Genomic DNA, 16,840 nt, shown 5'->3' on the forward strand with positions numbered 1-16,840 from the left:
GCAATTGCGGGCCTTTTTATATTGGAGTTCGTGCGACCGCGGGCCCGCAGGAATGACTCAACCGAGCGCGGAACGCCCTTCGGTCTTGCTGTAATAAGGTTTTTCTCCACCCGAGTGATCGGTGGCATCTCGAACCGCCGTTATCTCAGGCACGCGAGCGCGCAAGGTCTTTTCGACGCCCTGCTTGAGAGTGACGTCAACCATGCCGCAACCATGGCAGCCTCCTCCGAACTGCAGCAGCACAGCGCCCTCCGCATCGATTTCGAGCAGCGTGACTCGACCACCGTGCGAAGCCAGCTGGGGATTGATCTCGGCATCGAGCACGTAGCGCACACGCTCGATCAGGCCAGCCTCGGCCGACGGCACCTCGCCCTTGATCTTCGGCGCACGAATATTGAGCTGGCCGCCGGTGGCATTGGTTTCGAAATCGATCGTGGCGCCCTCCAGCCAGCGCGCGCTGTCGCCATCGATATGGAAATCGAAGCCTTTGCACTCGATGGTCCACTCGCCACCCTGTAGATCCGCCGGCTCACAAAATTCCAGCTCGCAGTTCGCCGCTGCCGTACCCGGCTGGGTCACCCGCAGCCGGATGCTCATGCCGTCACTGCCCTGCTGCGAAAGCAGCCGCAGAAAATGCTGTTGGGCGTGCTCTGAAATCTCGATCATGTCTACTCCGCGAAAATCTGATCAACGCCTGCCGTCATACACAGGCGAAACAGCACCATTTTAGTCCTGTTTAGCGCGCCGATGCGCGCCTTTGACTTTCCGGCATTCACACTCGACGCTTGGCAGCTCTTTCAATCACCGGAGATACCCATGACCACCAACGATTTAGCCACACAGCATTGCCGGCCTCTGAAGGGCAAGGAACACGCACTGGACGCCGCAAAAGTGGCCACGCTGCTCAAGCAGCTGCCGGGTTGGAAGCTCAGCGATGATGAGGCGGCCATCATCAAAGACTTCAAATTCGACGACTTCCACCACACGCTGGGCTTTATCAATGCGGTGGGCTTCATGGCCAACCATGAAGATCACCATCCCGATATCGAGGCTGGTTACGGCCACTGCCAGGTGCTGTGGTCGACGCACGATGTCGGCGGTCTGTCGATGAACGACTTTATCTGCGCGGCGCGGGTCGAACAGTTGCTGGCGCGCTAGTCAAAAGTCGGTGCGGGACTTGGGCAGGGTATAGATCAGCCGCTTGCCTTTGACCGAAAGCACGTCGAGAAAGTCCTTCAGGTCATCCGGCAACGGGGCGGAAAAGCTGTATGAGCGATCTTCCAGCTCAAAGCTCAGGTGCGCCGCATGCAGGAACATCCGGTTCAGTCCCATGTCCTTGAACCGCTTGTTCATCTCTTTATCGCCGTACTTGGGATCACCCGCAAGCGGGTGCCCGATATGGGCGGCGTGGACGCGGATCTGATGAGTGCGCCCCGTACCCAGCTGTGCCTGCATCAGACGCGCGGCGGGGTATTGCTCCATTTCACGAAAAAACGTTAGCGAGGGCTTGCCGTTGTCGGCTACCCGCACCATCCGCTCGCCGCCCTGCATGACTGACTTGAGCAACGGCGCGTTGACGTCAAACTTGGCCTTCGACGGGTGGCCGAGCATCAAACAGAGGTACTGCTTGGTGACCTCGCCGCCCCGGATCAGCGCCTGCAGTCCGGTCAGCCCCGACCGAGTCTTGGCGAAAACCAGCACCCCGCTGGTATCGCGATCGAGCCGATGCACCAGCTCAAGGTGTTCCTGCGGCCGCGCGGCGCGAAGCAGCTCGATGGCGCCATGACTCACGCCGCTGCCGCCATGGCTGGCAATGCCGGCGGGCTTGTCGATCACCAGAAAGTGTTTGTCCTCGAAAATGATGGCATCGGCCACCTGCGCCACCATGCCGGTCGCAGGCCCCTTGCCCTCGGGTCGCTCGGCCACGCGAACCGGCGGAATGCGCAGCATATCGCCATCGGTGAGACGGGTATCGGGCTTGGCCCGCTTGCCGTTCACGCGCACTTGGCCGGTGCGGAGTAGCCGGTAAATCATGCTCTTGGGCACGCCCTTGAGCAGGGTGACCAGGGCGTTGTCGATCCGCTGACCATCGCGCTCGGGGCCGATCGCTACTTGACGTACACCTTGAGGTGCGTCGGGGGAAGTTACCGTCTGCATTGAAAAAAACCTGGTGAAATAGGATACTCGGCGGGCGCCACATTTTGCCCACCGATGTCTGGATCGGGTCGAATGACGGCCCGTCACGTCGGCGAGGATTGCGGCGGTTGCCCGATTGGCATCCAGCCTCGACTCCCTTTCATCGTAACGGTTCGGGCTGCCGTTGTCCGGTGCCATCGGGCATCGAGGCGGCAGGCGTAGTTGACCGAATCATCCCGGCGCCGGTATCGGCGTTGGTCATTTTGCCGCTTAACCGCTGCGGCGCGATCCCCGGCAGGCCGCCATTCGCAGGCGCCACCGAGGCGCGCGACGCGCGGCAAAGCTGAGGAAACCACCATGAAACGTATGTTGATCAACGCGACTCAGCGTGAAGAGTTGCGCGTGGCCATTGTCGATGGCCAAAACCTGTACGACCTCGATATCGAAATCCCTTCGCGGGAACAGAAAAAATCCAATATTTACAAAGGCCGCATCACCCGCGTTGAAGCATCACTTGAAGCCTGCTTTGTCGAATACGGCGCCGAACGTCACGGCTTTCTGCCGATCAAGGAAATCTCCCGCGACTACTTCACCACCGGGCTCGACCCGCATAAGGCGAGCATCCGTGAGCTGATCAAGGAAGGCCAGGAAGTCGTCGTCCAGGTCGAAAAGGAGGAGCGCGGCAACAAGGGCGCAGCGCTGACCACCTTCATCAGCCTGGCCGGCCGCTACATGGTGCTGATGCCGAACAACCCCAAAGCCGGCGGCGTCTCGCGGCGGATCGAGGGCGAAGACCGGCAGGCACTGAAAGAAGCGCTCGACCACGTCACCGTACCCGATGACGTCGGCCTGATCGTCCGCACCGCCGGTCTGGGTCGCGATGCCGAAGAGCTGCAGTGGGACCTTGATTATCTGCTGCAGCTGTGGAAATCGATTTCCGCGGCGGCCATGTCGCAAAAGGCGCCCTTCCTGATTTATCAGGAGTCCAAGCTGTTCATTCGCGCCCTGCGCGATTACCTGCGCACGGACATCGGCGAAATTCTCGTCGACGAAGAGTCGCTCTACAACGACGCCCGCGACTTCATGCAGCAGGTGATGCCGAACGCCCTGCGCAAGCTCAAGCTTTACAAAGACGACACCCCGCTGTTCACCCGTTACCAGATCGAGACGCAGATCGAGAATGCCTTCGATCGTCAGGTGCGCCTGCCGTCCGGCGGCTCGATCGTCATCGATCAGACCGAGGCGCTCACCGCGGTCGACGTCAACTCCTCGAAGGCCACCAAGGGCAGCGATATCGAGGAAACCGCGTTCAATACGAACTGCGAGGCCGTGGTGGAAATCGCCCGCCAGCTGCGTATTCGCGATGCCGGCGGCCTGATCGTGCTCGATCTGATCGACATGGACAGCCCGAAGCATCAGCGCGACGTAGAAGATAAACTCAAGGACGCGCTGAAGCACGATCGCGCCCGCGTCCAGGTCGGTCGTATCTCGCGCTTCGGTCTGCTCGAGATGTCGCGCCAGCGCCTGCGCCCCAGCCTGGGCGAGGCGTCGCAGATCGTCTGCCCACGCTGCGAAGGCCACGGCCACATCCGTGGCGTGGAATCGCTGGCGCTGTCGACCCTGCGCCTGATCGAAGAGCACGCCATGAAGGAGAACACCGGCCAGGTGCTGGTGCAGGCGCCGTCCAGCGTGGTCAACTTTCTGCTCAATGAAAAGCGCGCCAGCGTGGTCGAGATCGAAATGCGCCACAAGGTGCATGTGATGATCATCGCCGACGAGAAGCTGCAGACGCCGCACATCGAAATCCAGCGCATCCGCGAAGCGGACATGGGCGAGCACAGCAAGCCCAGCTATGAGCGCCTGACCGCCGTCGAGCCCACCGGACTGCCCAAGATGGGCCAGACGCTCGGCAGCAGCGAACAGCCCGCGGTGAGCGGCATCATGCCCGCCAGCCCCGCGCCGGTGCGCGAGGAAGTCGCCGAAGCCGCCGTCGCAAAAGCACCCGTTGCCGTCCGTCAGGCGCCCACCGCCGCTGCGGCGGCTCCCTCTTCGGGCGGCCTGATGTCGCGCGTGCTGGGCTGGTTCCGTGGCGCTGAAACGCCGGCTCCGGCGCCCGCCCCCAAACCGCGCACGGAATACAGCGACGCTTCGCGCGACAGCCGTCGCGACGAGCGTTCTGGTCGCAGCAACAGTGGCCAGAGCAACGGTTCGCGTCAGCAGCAGCCGCGCCGCGATTCGTCGGCACAAAACGGACCGAAGCCCGGATCCCAGCAGCAGCCGAAGAACAACCGTCAGCGCAACAATGACGGCCAACAGTCGCGCCAGCCGCAGCAGTCGTCGCAAACGGCCAAGGCGGAGCGGCAGCCGAAGCCTGCCAACGTCGACGGCAATCAGCCGCGCGCCGAGCGCAAGCCCAATCCACCGCAGCAGCCCAAGGCCGAGCGCCAGCCTCGCCCAGCCGTGACCGAGCAGCCGTTGAACGATGCTTCTACGACGCCGGCTGAGGCACCGGAAACCATCGCGAAAGAAGCCCAGCTGACCGCGACGCCGGTTCAGTCGGTAGCGCCCGAATCTGGCGCGCAAGAGCTCGATGCCGACGGCAGTCAGTCACGTCGCCGCCGCGGCCGTCGCGGTGGTCGTCGCCGGCGCCGGCATGACGAAACCGCATCGACGGGAACAGCGCTGGACACGGCAGAGGCAGCCGGGCTGGACGACGAAGACCGCAATGACCCGACGGAAAAAGCTGAGCTGCCAAAGCCGGCCGCTGCGCGCGATACCCGGCCTACGCGCGTTGTGCCTGTAGCTGCTGACGACTCCGATTCTGTCCGTCCCTCCGCAGGACCGAAACGAGATCGGAGCCATGATGCCCGTGCTTCCGCCGATGTGGCAGAAACGCCGGCGCTGATTTCGCCGGCTCCGGCTGATGCGTTGGCGCCTGCGACGCCGAAAAGCGATGTCGTGACGGACGACGTCGCCACAACGACCCTGCCCGCGGCGACCAGTTTCAACCTGCCGACGCTTCCGCCGATTCCCGACCAAGCCGGCGCTCCAGCGCCTTCCGAACCGGTGAATCATGCCGACGAGCTGACGGTCAAGGCGCCGCCAGCGTCTACCCAGGCAGACTCCTCGCATACGCTGCCCTTTAGTGCAGCGGCGGAAGAGCCGAAGACGCTTTCAGCGTCACCTGCCGACGCCGTGCTCGACCGGCAGTCGATCGCAGCATTCGCCGACCTCAGTGAAAGCACCGATCAGGCCTCGACGGTCAGCCTGGTGAATGCCTCCGAATCAGCGCGTCCCCCGGTGCAGGCGATCGAACCCGTCGCTACATCCGTCGTGGCTGACGACGTGCATACCGACACTTCCAACGAGATCAAGGTCGACGTACCCGTGGCGCCGCTGCCCAAGCAGGGCGATCTGCTCGCGCAAGCGACGTCTCATGCCGTTGAGGCAAGCTTCGGCAAGCCCGAAATAGCGCATGCCAAGGATACGACCGAGCAAGAGCACGAGCGCAAGGACGATTTGAAGGAGTGATGGGAAGCTTCTTCGGATAAAAAAACCGGGCGTTCGCCCGGTTTTTTTTGCCTGATTCTTGGCTGATAGAAAGAGGCTTCAGCCGCCGACCTGCTGACCGGACGTATCGAGCAAACCATGCACAGTCATCAGATGAGCCAGACTGAGCACATGATCGACGCGCAGCTTTTCCATCAGGCGCTGCTTGTAGGTAGATACGGTTTTTGGACTGAGATTGAGCTGTTCACCGATCGTCGTCAGCGGCTTGCCACGGACCAGCATCATCGCCACTTCCAGTTCGCGGCTGGACAACACATCGAACGGCGAGGTGTTTCCGTCCAGCGTAGCCAGCGCGAGCTGCTGGGCGACGGAAGGTGCCAGATAGCGCCGACCGGAAGCCACTTGGCGCACAGCGGCGACAAGCTCCTCGGACGTGCAGCCCTTGGTCAGATAACCCAGCGCGCCAGCATCGAGAAGCCGCTTGGGGAAACGCGCGTCATCCACGACAGTAACGATTACCACATGGGTAGACATCTTGCCGCGACACACGCGTTCGGTCAGCTCCACGCCGCTCATGCCCGGCATATGAACGTCGACCAAGGCAATATCCGGTGCCAGCGTTCGAATCAGCCGCAGCCCCTCTTCCGCATTTTTTGCCTCGCCAACAATGCTGATATCCGCATGCTGCTGAAGAATCATGCGAAAGCCGGTGCGAACCAACTCGTGATCGTCCACCAGAACAATATTTATCATGTCATCGCTCCTTGAATAGTTCGACCAAGTCCCTTCCAACCATGCCTGGCAAGCGCGAGCTCAGCCGTGTTGAAAAAGCTCGACGCGGGTACGGCGGCCAGCGTGAGGCACTCAATGTTTTATTTTTTATCGCACGGGACGACTCGCCCGCAAACCGTGCCGGTGAAGAATCAAGCGGCCATGACATCTTTGGAAGACGCTTCCGACGCGTTCAGATAGCGAGCCAGTACCAGCGTCGATGCCGGCCCAGGCATCTCGACACGCAGAGGGCGACCGCTGCGCACATGTTCGTCGTACGCGACTTCTTTTGCCAGCGCGATACCCGCTTCCAGCTGCAGGTCACTGAATAACGTGATATGCGCGCGGGTGACGTTCCAATTGCCGTTACGCCCCTGCTTCAGGGAAATGATCACCATTGCGTCAACCCGTCCATGACAAGCTCATTTAAGAAACGGCGCAAAGCCGTTGGCCTCCGTCACTCAAGCACTTAATGTGCCACGTTGTCCGCCCACGATCTGTCGGCAGAGGCCCACATACTTCGTGCGGTAATAGCGGCTAAACCATGAGGCGCAACGGCCTGTGCCTTGGACGCGTCGCGTCAGAATACGACGAGGTTCGGGCGCCGTTTGCCACTTACCCTGCTCAAAGCTCAAACTATTCAGCACCAAGCTATCCGAAGCAAATTCAGCACAAAATCGCCGAATGGCGATTCTTTTTTCTGTCACGATTGATTGGCCTGAAACATTTACCTGGTGCCAAGAGAGGCCACGAAAGGCTAGCTCAAGCAATGCCCGCGGAGTTTCGAGCTGAAAGTTACACCAAAAGTCACTCACGATTGCACCCTTTGTCTGTTTCCTGTGGGGCTTTCTGGGCTTGCTCGATATGGCTCGCCACATGATCGTCGCGATGGCGCGTAGACTGAGCTCATGAAGCGCAAGCGCAGCTGGGCGTTCCTGGTTCTCATCGCGGCAACGATCGCGATCTTGGTTACGGGTTTCTATCTCGGCATAACGCACCAGGAAGCACGCCCGTCAGACAACGGCCCGGCCGGCGTGGGACCGTAACATCCCGGGATGATCGAGCGCGTATGGTGATGATTGGCTGTTGCAACGCTGAGTAGATAGGAAATCCGGTGATGATGGCAAACAAGCCTTTCGGCCAGCAGGAAGATGTATCGCCATCGGCGTTAGTCGTGGAAGACAATTCACTCGTCGCTGAGACGATCGCTGATGGCCTCACCGCGATCGGCTATACGTCAGTTGAGACAGTGGGTTCGATAAAAGCCGCGCTGGACGCGGTGAACAGTGAAAACATCGACCTCGCTGTGATCGAGACCGACGTCAGAGGCCATTCGACCGAGCCTGTGCTGAACGCGCTGGACGCAAAAGATGTCGCGCACGTCGTCGCCTCGTCGCATGGATGCAATCCGCTCCCTGGGCACGCTCCCTATCTACAGAAACCGTTTGGCCTCAACCAGCTGAAATCTGCAGTGGATCAAGCTCGCCATCAGGCTTCGATTCGCTCCTGGAACCGCCTGCACTGAGTTGGCAGGATACGACTGTGGCACTTTGACGGCGGTGGATAGCGCGGCAGGCTGCCGTTAGCTCTTAGTAGAGCCTGTTCGAGATCTACCCGTGCCTGGCGCCGCGCCGGGAGCGCTTTGCGCGCAGGCCAAGGAAGAACGAGGGTACGCATGGATGGCGTCGGCTTTGAGGCGCGAGGAGTGGGCGCCGGCCCATGACGAAGTGATGACGCCGAGATGCGGACAAACCGCCTGGCCCGCGCAGGGTTGCCCGTGGAACGCGGCGGCAGGACTCGACACAAAGCCTGGATCTGGCCTGGTTGTAACTTGCTGCAAAAAGATGCGGTATATTCGTGCTGCCGCCAAAACACAACACTTCTCTGGCGGATTCCGGGGGGAATCGTGCAAACCACTATGTTTCTGGTCGCTTTTGCGATTGGTCTGTCCTGGTACTTTGCGCCGGCGCTTATCGCCGCAAGCCGCAGAGATCCCAATACTTCAGCCATCTTTACGCTCAACCTGCTTTTGGGTTGGAGCGTGATCGGCTGGGTTCTCGCCATGAAGCGTGCCTGGTCCAGTATCTCTTACTGACCGACCCGCGTCACGGATCTGAGGGAGAGCTGGCTCGGTCATCGCCGACGATGACCGAGCCAGCAGTTACGCCTACGCAAAAATTCTGGCCGTCCTGATGGACCAGGACCATCGGAAACAAAAAACCCCGCAACAATGCGGGGTTTCTGTGTTTAAGAGACTTGAGGAGAATCCCTGAAACGTTTATTGGTGCCCAAGAGGGGACTCGAACCCCTACGACTTGCGTCGCTACCACCTCAAGGTAGTGCGTCTACCAGTTCCGCCACCTGGGCAGGTGTATTACGTATTACTCAGTGCTTTTTCGTTGAATCTTTTGCAGGTGCCGCCGGTACTTCACCCTGATTGTCCGCCTTCGCCGGAGCCGCAGGCTGGGTCGCCGGAGTGGCCGAGGGAACCTCGGAATTGACCGGTGCGACCGGCACGGCGGCTGCCGATGACGACTTGGCAGCACCGGTGACGCCCGACATCACTCCCAGATCGGCAGCGGCAGCGCGCGACTGGCCATTGGCGTGCAGGTAGATACCCATGCCGAGGCTCAACAGGAAAAACAGCGTCGCCAGAACGCCGGTAGCCCGCGTCAGAAACGTGGCCGACCCGCGTGCGCCGAATACCGTCGCCGACGCACCGCTGCCGAAGCCGGAGCCGGCATCGGCACCCGCGCCGTTCTGCAGCAGGATCAAAACGATCATGGCAGCAGCGATCAGGATGTAGAACACGCTGAAAATGACGAACATGGTTTCTTTTAGGCCTGTTGCGCTTGATGCGCCGCGTGGCAGATACCGAGAAAATCAGCTGCAGCCAGTGAGGCGCCCCCGATCAACCCGCCATCCACGTCCGCTTGCGCGAATAGTTCAGCGGCGTTGGCCGCTTTAACGCTACCGCCGTAAAGCAGTCGTGTTAGCCGCGAAATTATAACATCTTCTTTTTCCAATTGGCTACGAATGAAGGCATGTACCTGCTGGGCCAGCTCCGGCGAGGCGGTGCGGCCCGTGCCGATGGCCCAGACCGGCTCGTAGGCAACCACGGCAGTATCGAAGCTGGCGATACCGTTGAGCTTGAGCACGGCCTGCAGCTGGCGGCCGATCACGGCCTGCGCTTGCCCTGCCTCATGCTGCTCCAGGGTTTCGCCGACGCAGAGAATCGGCGTCAGCCCGCCAGCGCGGGCGGCGGCGAACTTGCGCGCGACCAGCTCGTCGCTTTCGCCATGGTAATGACGACGCTCGGAATGACCGACCAGTACCCACTGCGCGCCGATGTCGCGCAACATGGCCGCCGAGACCTCACCCGTATACGCGCCCTGCCCCTCGTGTTCGCTGACATCCTGCGCGCCCAGAGCCAGCCCGGCGTCGCCCTGTTGTTCGGCCAAAGCGGCGATGTAAGGGAACGGCGGGAAAATCGCTACGTCGATCGACGCGGGTTTTGCCGCCACGATCTCGTCGACCAGAGCGGTCGCCATCGAGCGACTGCCGTGCATCTTCCAGTTGCCGGCGACGAGTTTCGTGCGCATGGGTTCGCTTCCGCTTCGGTCAAACCGCAAGCTTACCCCGGGATGAAACATCGACAAACCCGCTCGTCGGTGGCGCCCGGCGACGGATACGGTCAAGAATGGGCAACTTTCGCAGGAATAACCGATGAAACCCTCACGCCCCGTCAGTCTGATCACCGGCGCCTCGGCCGGCATTGGCGCCGCCTTCGCACGCGAGCTCGCCTCACGCGGGCACGATCTGGTGCTTACGGCGCGCCGCAGCGATCGCCTCGAAGCGCTCGCGGCTGAACTTCGAGATAAATACCGCTCTAACGTCACCGTGCTGCCCTGCGATCTTGCCGACCCGGCGACGCCGCAAAAACTGATGGCTACGCTGGACGAGCGCGGCATAAAGGTCGACTGGTTGATCAACAATGCCGGCTACGGTGTGCCGGGTGCGTTGGTAGACAGCCCGTGGAGCACGCATGCCGATTCGTTGCAGGTGCTGCTCACGGCGCCGACCGAATTGGCGCGACGCCTGTTGCCGGGCATGCGCGATCGCGGCTACGGCCGCATCATCAACGTGGCCTCGCTGGCCGGCTTTCTCCCCGGTACCTCCGGCCACACGCTCTACGCCGCGACCAAGTCCTATCTGATCAAATTTTCGCAATCCCTGGCGCTGGAGAACAAATCCGCCGGGGTCAACGTCTGCGCGCTATGCCCAGGCTTCACCCTTTCGGAATTCCACGACGTCACCGGCACGCGCGAGAAGATGAACAAGCTGCCCGGTTTCATGTGGCTCAGCGCGGAAGAAGTGGTGCGGCAAGGCATCGATGCCGTGGAGCGTGGCGATGCGGTGCACGTGACCGGCAAGCTCAATCGCTTCATCAAGGCCGTGTTCGAACTGGTGCCGGACCGGCTCGCGCTGGCGCTGTCGGCCAAGCAGTCCAAGCGCTATCGCAACGGACACGACTGACCTCACGTCGTCAGACCGATGCCGCGAACGGGTATCAGAGCCTGTTCAACGTCTCCGCGTGGCACGCGCCGGGAGTTGTTTGCGCGCAGGCCAAGGAAGAACGAGGGTATACGGGGAGGCGCCATGGATGGCACCGGCTTTGAGGAGCGAGGAGTGGGCGTCCGTCCACGACCGAGTGATGACGCAGGAATGGGGGCAAACAGACCCCGCCCTGCGGGTTGTCTCGCCGTGGCCGCCAGGCGGCAGCGCAAGGCTTGACTTGCCAGTCAGGCAAGCGCTGCGCCACGCACAACCACCTGGCGGCCACGGCGAGACAACGCGAGCTACGTGTAGACGTTGAACAGGCTCTTAGATCAGCTTGATCTCGCGCAGTCGCTGCATCAGATACGCGTGCGACGTGATCGATTCGCTGTAGCGGCTGGGATTGTCCGGCGTGATGCACTCGGGCACCGGGTCAAGCACGACGTCCGGGTTGGGATGCAGAAAAAACGGCACCGAATAACGCGGCTTGCGCGCGTTGGCATTCGCCGGATTGATCACGCGATGCGAGGTCGATGGATACACGTGATTGGTCAGCCGCTGCAGCATGTCGCCGATATTCACCACGATCGCATCGCCCTCGGTAGTGACCGGCAGCCACTTGCCCTCGCTCAAGACCTCAAGCCCTTCGGCGCTGGCGCCGACGAGCAGGGTGATGAAGTTGATGTCCTCGTGCGCGCCGGCGCGCTCGTTCGGGATGTTGTCCTGGGTAATCGGCGGATAGTGGATCGGACGAAGAATCGAATTGCCCTGATCGATCTTGTCGTCGAAGTAGCGCTCCGGCAGCCCGATATGCAGGGCCAGCGCGTGGAGTACGCGCGCGCCGAGCTGATCCAGCGCCTGATACAGCGCATAGCCGTACGGCTTGAAATCCGGCACCTCGACCGGCCAAAGGTTCGGCGGCATGACGTCGGCGAATATCGAATCGCGCGCTATCTCGCGGCCGACGTGCCAGAACTCTTTCAGGTCGGCATGCTTGCTGTCCTTTGCCGTTTCGACCTTGTACGGCGTATAGCCACGCGCACCGCCGCTGCCGGGCACGTGATACTTCATCTTGGTATCGGCAGGCAGCGCGAAGAAGCGCTTGAACGCGTCGTAGGCGTTGTCGATCAGCTCGCGCTCGATCCCGTGTCCGCTGATGCAGCAAAAACCGAACTCGCGATAGGCTGCGCCGAGCTCGGCAACGAAGGCATCGCGGTCGGTGTCGTAACGGCGGATATCGAGCGTGGGAACCTGTTTCATGAGACGTCGGCGAGATAGGTTTGGGCCGCTGATTTTACGACGTCGGCCAGCTGTTCGGCCAACGCCCGCACTTCGAGGGCATCCTCCGCTTCCACCGTCACGCGCACCAGGGGCTCGGTGCCGGAAGCGCGCAGTACCACGCGGCCGCGGCCGCTGAGCGTTTGTTCCACTTCCGCCAACGCCTGCTGCACCGCCGCTCCCGCCATGGCTTCGCGTGCGCCCTGCGTGCGCACGTTGAGCATCACTTGCGGCATTTTATGCAGGCCTTGACGTGCCGATGCCAGATCCTCGCCAGACAACGCCAATGCTTCAAGCACCGCCAGCGCAGCGACAATGCCATCGCCAGTGGTCGCGCGATCGAGGCACAGGATATGGCCGGAGGTTTCACCGCCGAGCATGCCGCCGCGTTCGCGCAGCAGCTGCATCACGTAGCGATCGCCTACGTTGGCGCGGACCAGCGGCACGTCGATCCGGGCCAACGCCTGCTCCAAGCCGAAATTGCTCATCAAGGTACCCACGACGGGGCCTTTCAGCAGGCCGCGCGCATGCAGGCTGTTGGCCAGCACGTAGAGAATGTCATCGCCATCGGCCAGTGCGCCGTGGCGATCGACCAGCACCAGCCGGTCGCCGTCGCCATCGAAGGCCATGCCCATATCCGCAGCGTGCGCCAGCACCGCCTGCTGCACCGCCTGCGGATGGGTCGAGCCGAACTGTCGGTTGATGTTGAAACCGTCGGGCTTGTCACCGATGACGATGACCTCGGCGCCCATTTCGCTGAAAACCTTCGGCGCCACCTGGTAGGTGGCGCCGTGCGCACAATCGATGACCAGTTTGAAGCCACGCAGGCTGAAATCCTCCGGCACCGTGGCCTTGCAGAATTCGGCGTAGCGCGCCACCGCATCATCGATGCGCCGGGCCTTGCCCAGACGTTCGGAGTCGACCGTGACGAAGTCCGCATCGACCTCCTGCTCGATCGCCAGCTCCACCGCGTCGGATAGCTTCTCGCCGTTGGCCGAGAAAAACTTGATGCCGTTGTCGTGGTGCGCGTTGTGCGAGGCGCTGATCACGATGCCTGCGCTGGCACGCAGCGAGCGGGTAAGAAACGCGACGGCAGGCGTGGGCATCGGGCCGAGCAAGCCCACGTCGGCACCGGCGGCCACCAGACCGGCCTCCAGCGCGGATTCGAACATGTAGCCGGACACGCGCGTGTCTTTTCCGATCAGCACCCGTGGTCGATCCCTTCCCTCGCGCACGAGTACCGCGCCCATCGCGCGGCCGAGCCGCAGCATGAAGTCCGCGCTGATCGGCCAGTGACCGACCGGACCGCGGATACCATCCGTGCCGAAATACTTACGCTGATTCATTGTGTCGCCCTTTTCAACGGCATTCCAAGACGCGGGAGCATAGCGCCGCGCCGGTTTCGCCGCTCAGTCATCGTCGGGCCAGCGCGGCGTGGCGGTCTTTTCTTGGCGCTTGGGCACGGCATCGATCGCGTGCACTCCGCGCCACACCGCAAGCGCATCGACGGTCGCCGCCACGTCGTGCACGCGCACTAGGCGCGCGCCGCGCTGCGCCGCAATCAGCGCGGCCGCGGCCGAACCCGCCGCACGTTCGGCTGGCGTGGTCTTGCCGGTGAGCGTGCCGATCATGCCCTTGCGCGACAGGCCGACATACACACCGCTTCCCAGATTGCCGAAACGTTCGAGCGCGCTGAGCAGAGCCAGATTGTGCTCCAGCGTCTTGCCGAAGCCGAAGCCCGGATCGACCAGGATTTTTTTTCGGTCGATACCGGCCAACTCGCAGGAAAACAGCTGATCGGTGAGGAATCGATGCACCTCGGCGACAACGTCGTCGTAATGGGGGGCATCCTGCATGTTGCCCGGCTCGCCCTGCATGTGCATCAGGCACACCGGCACGCCCAGTTCGGCCGCGGCGCTGCGCGCGCCGTCGCGGCGCAGCGCGTAAACGTCGTTGATCATGCCCGCACCTGCGGCCACGGCGGCATGCATCACCTCAGGCTTGGAGGTGTCGATGGCAATCGGCAAGGCAGTGCGCGCGATCAGCTGCTCTATCACCGGCAGCACGCGACGAAGTTCTTCCTCGACAGAAACCTCGGCGGCACCTGGTCGAGTGGATTCACCGCCGACGTCGAGCATGTCGGCACCTTCGTCCGCCATGCGCAGACCCTGCGCCACGGCGGCATCGACTTGATGGTGCAGACCGTCGGCGGAAAACGAATCCGGCGTGACGTTGATGATGCCCGCTACGCGCGGACGATCCAGCCGCAGCGGACGACCCGCGCAATCGAGCACCGTGGCGAATGCGTCCAAAGAAAATGTATCAGCAGAAAATGCATCAACCGACATGTTCGTTTCCTCGACGTTCGATGGATGCCAAAGCGCTGGCGTGGCTCACGCGACGGACAAGCCGCCAAGCTCGCCCATGAACCGACGATAATGGCGCAGCTCGTCGATCGAATCGCGGATATCGGACAGCGCGGTATGCGCCGATTCCTTGCCGAAACTCTTGGCCACATTCGGCGCCCAGCGCCGGGCCAGTTCCTTCAGCGTGGACACATCCAGATTCCGATAATGAAAATAGCGTTCCAGCCGCGGCATCTGCCGGTGCATGAAGCGGCGGTCCTGGCAAATCGAGTTGCCGCACATCGGCGACTTGCCCGGTGGCACCCAGGCACGCAAAAACTCTACCGTCGCCTGCTCGGCCATCGCATGATCGGTTTCGGAGTTCAGCACCTGCCGCCAGAGACCGGACTTGTGATGCTGGTTGCTGTTCCAGCTGTCCATCGACTCCAGCCGGTCGATCTCGTGGCGAATGGCAAACACCGGACCTTCGGCCAGCACGTTGAGATCCTTGTCCGTCACCACCGTGGCAATCTCGAGGATCGAGTCGTTGTCGGTGTCGAGTCCGGTCATTTCCAGATCGATCCAGATCAGGTTTTCTTCGTTCACGAGGCTCATGCATGCTCCTTGGGAAAGCCAGTTTATCAGTCTTGCTCGATCTGCCCAGCAAATGCGTGTGCCGACCTGCCTATTCACATACGTACACGCGCGCCCTTGAGCTTCGGCCGCCGTGGCGCGTGCGATGATTCACGCCATGCAGACTTTCTTCTGGCACGACTACGAAACCTCCGGCGCCGACGCGCGGCGCGACCGCCCGCTGCAGTTCGCCGGTATCCGCACTACGCTGGAACTGGAGATTATCGGCGAGCCCGTGATGTTTTACGGAAGGCCGTCGCGCGAAATGCCGCCGCATCCCGACGCCTGCATGATTACCGGCATCACGCCGCAGTTGGCCGAACGCGAGGGCCTGCTGGAAAGCGAGTTTGCCGCCCGCGTACACGAGCAGCTGTCGGCCCCGGGCACCTGCGGCGTGGGCTACAACTCGCTGCGCTTCGATGACGAGTTCACACGGCAAATGCTGTACCGCAATTTCTACGAGCCGTACGGGCGCGAGTGGGAAAACGGCAACTCGCGCTGGGACCTGATCGATCTGGTACGCATGTGTCAGGCGCTGCGCCCGGAAGGCATCGTGTGGCCGACGCGGGAGGACGGCTCGCCCAGCTTCAAGCTCGAGCATCTGGCCACGGCCAACCAGCTCACGCAGGAGCGCGCGCACGACGCGCTGTCCGACGTCTACGCGCTGATCGACCTGGCTCGGCTGATCCGCGTACGCCAGCCGCGGCTGTGGGACTGGTACTACGGTCTGCGGCGCAAGCAGAAAGTGTTCGAGATGCTCGACGTGATCGGCATGACACCGGTGGTGCATGTGTCCTCGCGCTATCCGGCCAGCCGCCATTGCCTCACGGTGATTGCGCCGCTGGCGCCGCATCCCAGCCGCGCGGGCGAAGTGATTGTCTACGATCTCGCCACCGATCCGACGACGTGGCTGGCGCTCGATGAAGAAGAGATCGCCGATCGCATCTTCACTTCACGTGCCGACTTGCCGGAGGGCATCGAGCGCATTCCACTGCGCACCGTGCGCGCCAATCACGCGCCCGCGCTGGCGCCGCTGTCCGTACTGCAGGGCATCGATACCAATCGCCTGCAGCTGAATATGGATGCCTGCCTCGCCCACCGCAGTATGCTGCATGCCGCCGAAGGACTGACCGAAAAGCTGCGCCGCGTGTTCCAGCGCGCGGCCGAGCTGCCGCCGCCGGACGATCCCGAGCTGGCGCTTTACGGCGGCGGCTTTCTGCCCGATGCCGACAAGAAGCTGCTGGCCCAGGTGCGCGCGACGCCGCCCGAACAACTGGGCGAACGCCACTTTCCCTTTCGCGACGCGCGCTATGCCGAACTGCTTTTTCGCTATCGCGCGCGCAACTGGCCGCAGACTCTGGACGATGACGAGCGTCAGCGCTGGGATGCGTTCCGCAAAGCACGATTGACGCGGCATACCCCGCTGACCGGCCTGACGCTGGACGAATACTTCGCCCGTATCGCCGAACTGCGCGCCGATCCGCAGGCGCAGGGCAAGCTCGGCCTGCTCGACCAGCTGCAGGCGTGGGGAGAGGAGCTTGCTGCAAGCGTCTAGCGCGACCTATTGCCCGGGCCGTTCAACGAGCGCTATCGCGCCATAAGTACACCGC

General features: G+C 62.3%; 17 protein-coding genes and 1 tRNA gene. 7 read left to right on the forward strand and 11 right to left on the reverse strand.

What is annotated here, in order from left to right; genetic code table 11:
* Positions 1 to 57: 57 nt before the first annotated feature.
* Entirely contained in the window at positions 58 to 666 is a 609-nt protein-coding gene (locus HDE76_RS02190) for an NfuA family Fe-S biogenesis protein (RefSeq protein ID WP_184505182.1), read from the reverse strand.
* 150 nt (positions 667 to 816) lie between these two features.
* Here HDE76_RS02190 and HDE76_RS02195 point away from each other — a divergent pair, with 150 nt between their 5' ends.
* On the forward strand, positions 817 to 1,158 hold the full coding sequence (locus HDE76_RS02195; protein WP_184505184.1) for a 4a-hydroxytetrahydrobiopterin dehydratase: 342 nt from the start codon (positions 817 to 819) through the stop codon (positions 1,156 to 1,158).
* On the opposite strand, the gene HDE76_RS02200 is transcribed toward HDE76_RS02195, so the two are convergent.
* On the reverse strand, positions 1,159 to 2,157 hold the full coding sequence (locus HDE76_RS02200; protein WP_179477098.1) for an RluA family pseudouridine synthase: 999 nt from the start codon (positions 2,155 to 2,157) through the stop codon (positions 1,159 to 1,161). It abuts the gene before it with no gap.
* 336 nt (positions 2,158 to 2,493) lie between these two features.
* Here HDE76_RS02200 and HDE76_RS02205 point away from each other — a divergent pair, with 336 nt between their 5' ends.
* Positions 2,494 to 5,667, forward strand: a complete 3,174-nt coding sequence (locus HDE76_RS02205) for an Rne/Rng family ribonuclease (RefSeq protein ID WP_184505186.1) — start codon at positions 2,494 to 2,496, stop codon at positions 5,665 to 5,667.
* A 78-nt stretch (positions 5,668 to 5,745) separates the two neighbouring features.
* On the opposite strand, the gene HDE76_RS02210 is transcribed toward HDE76_RS02205, so the two are convergent.
* Together HDE76_RS02210 and HDE76_RS02215 are read right to left on the reverse strand one after the other, a co-directional pair.
* Positions 5,746 to 6,399 (reverse strand): response regulator, encoded by a 654-nt coding sequence (locus tag HDE76_RS02210; protein WP_179476704.1) that lies wholly within the window; start codon positions 6,397 to 6,399, stop codon positions 5,746 to 5,748.
* A gap of 170 nt (positions 6,400 to 6,569) precedes the next feature.
* On the reverse strand, positions 6,570 to 6,815 hold the full coding sequence (locus HDE76_RS02215; RefSeq protein WP_179476705.1) for a hypothetical protein: 246 nt from the start codon (positions 6,813 to 6,815) through the stop codon (positions 6,570 to 6,572).
* Between the two features lie 510 nt (positions 6,816 to 7,325).
* On the opposite strand from HDE76_RS02215, the gene HDE76_RS02220 reads away from it, so the two are divergent.
* From HDE76_RS02220 to HDE76_RS02230, 3 genes are all read left to right on the forward strand, one after another.
* Positions 7,326 to 7,463, forward strand: a complete 138-nt coding sequence (locus HDE76_RS02220) for a hypothetical protein (RefSeq protein ID WP_179476706.1) — start codon at positions 7,326 to 7,328, stop codon at positions 7,461 to 7,463.
* A 71-nt stretch (positions 7,464 to 7,534) separates the two neighbouring features.
* A complete protein-coding gene (locus HDE76_RS02225; protein WP_179476707.1) occupies positions 7,535 to 7,942 on the forward strand; it encodes a hypothetical protein in 408 nt (135 codons plus the stop codon).
* A 393-nt stretch (positions 7,943 to 8,335) separates the two neighbouring features.
* On the forward strand, positions 8,336 to 8,512 hold the full coding sequence (locus tag HDE76_RS02230; RefSeq protein ID WP_179477099.1) for a superinfection immunity protein: 177 nt from the start codon (positions 8,336 to 8,338) through the stop codon (positions 8,510 to 8,512).
* Positions 8,513 to 8,699: 187 nt separating this feature from the next.
* Here the strand turns inward: HDE76_RS02230 and HDE76_RS02235 are convergent.
* From HDE76_RS02235 to tpiA, 3 genes are all read right to left on the reverse strand, one after another.
* A tRNA-Leu gene (locus tag HDE76_RS02235) sits at positions 8,700 to 8,784 on the reverse strand.
* A gap of 18 nt (positions 8,785 to 8,802) precedes the next feature.
* Positions 8,803 to 9,246 carry a preprotein translocase subunit SecG gene (secG, locus tag HDE76_RS02240; RefSeq protein WP_184505188.1) on the reverse strand — a complete coding sequence of 148 codons (444 nt, stop codon included), beginning with the start codon at positions 9,244 to 9,246 and terminating at the stop codon, positions 8,803 to 8,805.
* An 8-nt stretch (positions 9,247 to 9,254) separates the two neighbouring features.
* Positions 9,255 to 10,019 carry a triose-phosphate isomerase gene (tpiA, locus tag HDE76_RS02245; RefSeq protein WP_179476709.1) on the reverse strand — a complete coding sequence of 255 codons (765 nt, stop codon included), beginning with the start codon at positions 10,017 to 10,019 and terminating at the stop codon, positions 9,255 to 9,257.
* Positions 10,020 to 10,143: 124 nt separating this feature from the next.
* Between tpiA and HDE76_RS02250 the strand changes: the two genes are divergently transcribed.
* Positions 10,144 to 10,953, forward strand: coding sequence for an SDR family oxidoreductase (locus HDE76_RS02250; RefSeq protein ID WP_184505190.1), 810 nt, complete (start codon positions 10,144 to 10,146; stop codon positions 10,951 to 10,953).
* Positions 10,954 to 11,301: 348 nt separating this feature from the next.
* Here HDE76_RS02250 and HDE76_RS02255 read toward each other — a convergent pair whose 3' ends face one another.
* The 4 genes from HDE76_RS02255 to orn all read right to left on the reverse strand — a co-directional run bounded on the left by HDE76_RS02255 (position 11,302) and on the right by orn (position 15,212).
* The gene (locus tag HDE76_RS02255; RefSeq protein WP_184505192.1) at positions 11,302 to 12,234 is read right to left on the reverse strand and encodes an isopenicillin N synthase family oxygenase; all 933 of its coding nucleotides are present in this window, start codon (positions 12,232 to 12,234) and stop codon (positions 11,302 to 11,304) included.
* Positions 12,231 to 13,598 (reverse strand): phosphoglucosamine mutase, encoded by a 1,368-nt coding sequence (gene glmM, locus HDE76_RS02260; RefSeq protein WP_179476712.1) that lies wholly within the window; start codon positions 13,596 to 13,598, stop codon positions 12,231 to 12,233. The genes HDE76_RS02255 and glmM overlap by 4 nt, the downstream gene beginning before the upstream one ends.
* 63 nt (positions 13,599 to 13,661) lie before the next feature.
* Entirely contained in the window at positions 13,662 to 14,600 is a 939-nt protein-coding gene (gene folP / locus HDE76_RS02265; protein ID WP_184505194.1) for a dihydropteroate synthase, read from the reverse strand.
* Between the two features lie 45 nt (positions 14,601 to 14,645).
* Positions 14,646 to 15,212 carry an oligoribonuclease gene (gene orn / locus HDE76_RS02270; protein ID WP_179476714.1) on the reverse strand — a complete coding sequence of 189 codons (567 nt, stop codon included), beginning with the start codon at positions 15,210 to 15,212 and terminating at the stop codon, positions 14,646 to 14,648.
* A 136-nt stretch (positions 15,213 to 15,348) separates the two neighbouring features.
* On the opposite strand from orn, the gene sbcB reads away from it, so the two are divergent.
* Positions 15,349 to 16,785, forward strand: coding sequence for an exodeoxyribonuclease I (sbcB, locus tag HDE76_RS02275; RefSeq protein WP_179476715.1), 1,437 nt, complete (start codon positions 15,349 to 15,351; stop codon positions 16,783 to 16,785).
* Positions 16,786 to 16,840 lie beyond the last annotated feature (55 nt).

The sequence above is a fragment of the Rhodanobacter sp. ANJX3 genome (assembly GCF_014200755.1).
Taxonomy (GTDB): Bacteria; Pseudomonadota; Gammaproteobacteria; order Xanthomonadales; family Rhodanobacteraceae; genus Rhodanobacter.

Coding starts and splice junctions, on each gene's coding strand:
- HDE76_RS02190 (WP_184505182.1), bottom strand. CDS start 666: ATGATCGAGATTTCAGAGCACGCCCAACAGCATTTTCTGCGGCTGCTT.
- HDE76_RS02195 (WP_184505184.1), top strand. CDS start 817: ATGACCACCAACGATTTAGCCACACAGCATTGCCGGCCTCTGAAGGGC.
- HDE76_RS02200 (WP_179477098.1), bottom strand. CDS start 2,157: ATGCAGACGGTAACTTCCCCCGACGCACCTCAAGGTGTACGTCAAGTA.
- HDE76_RS02205 (WP_184505186.1), top strand. CDS start 2,494: ATGAAACGTATGTTGATCAACGCGACTCAGCGTGAAGAGTTGCGCGTG.
- HDE76_RS02210 (WP_179476704.1), bottom strand. CDS start 6,399: ATGATAAATATTGTTCTGGTGGACGATCACGAGTTGGTTCGCACCGGC.
- HDE76_RS02215 (WP_179476705.1), bottom strand. CDS start 6,815: ATGGTGATCATTTCCCTGAAGCAGGGGCGTAACGGCAATTGGAACGTC.
- HDE76_RS02220 (WP_179476706.1), top strand. CDS start 7,326: ATGAAGCGCAAGCGCAGCTGGGCGTTCCTGGTTCTCATCGCGGCAACG.
- HDE76_RS02225 (WP_179476707.1), top strand. CDS start 7,535: ATGATGGCAAACAAGCCTTTCGGCCAGCAGGAAGATGTATCGCCATCG.
- HDE76_RS02230 (WP_179477099.1), top strand. CDS start 8,336: ATGTTTCTGGTCGCTTTTGCGATTGGTCTGTCCTGGTACTTTGCGCCG.
- secG (WP_184505188.1), bottom strand. CDS start 9,246: ATGTTCGTCATTTTCAGCGTGTTCTACATCCTGATCGCTGCTGCCATG.
- tpiA (WP_179476709.1), bottom strand. CDS start 10,019: ATGCGCACGAAACTCGTCGCCGGCAACTGGAAGATGCACGGCAGTCGC.
- HDE76_RS02250 (WP_184505190.1), top strand. CDS start 10,144: ATGAAACCCTCACGCCCCGTCAGTCTGATCACCGGCGCCTCGGCCGGC.
- HDE76_RS02255 (WP_184505192.1), bottom strand. CDS start 12,234: ATGAAACAGGTTCCCACGCTCGATATCCGCCGTTACGACACCGACCGC.
- glmM (WP_179476712.1), bottom strand. CDS start 13,598: ATGAATCAGCGTAAGTATTTCGGCACGGATGGTATCCGCGGTCCGGTC.
- folP (WP_184505194.1), bottom strand. CDS start 14,600: ATGTCGGTTGATGCATTTTCTGCTGATACATTTTCTTTGGACGCATTC.
- orn (WP_179476714.1), bottom strand. CDS start 15,212: ATGAGCCTCGTGAACGAAGAAAACCTGATCTGGATCGATCTGGAAATG.
- sbcB (WP_179476715.1), top strand. CDS start 15,349: ATGCAGACTTTCTTCTGGCACGACTACGAAACCTCCGGCGCCGACGCG.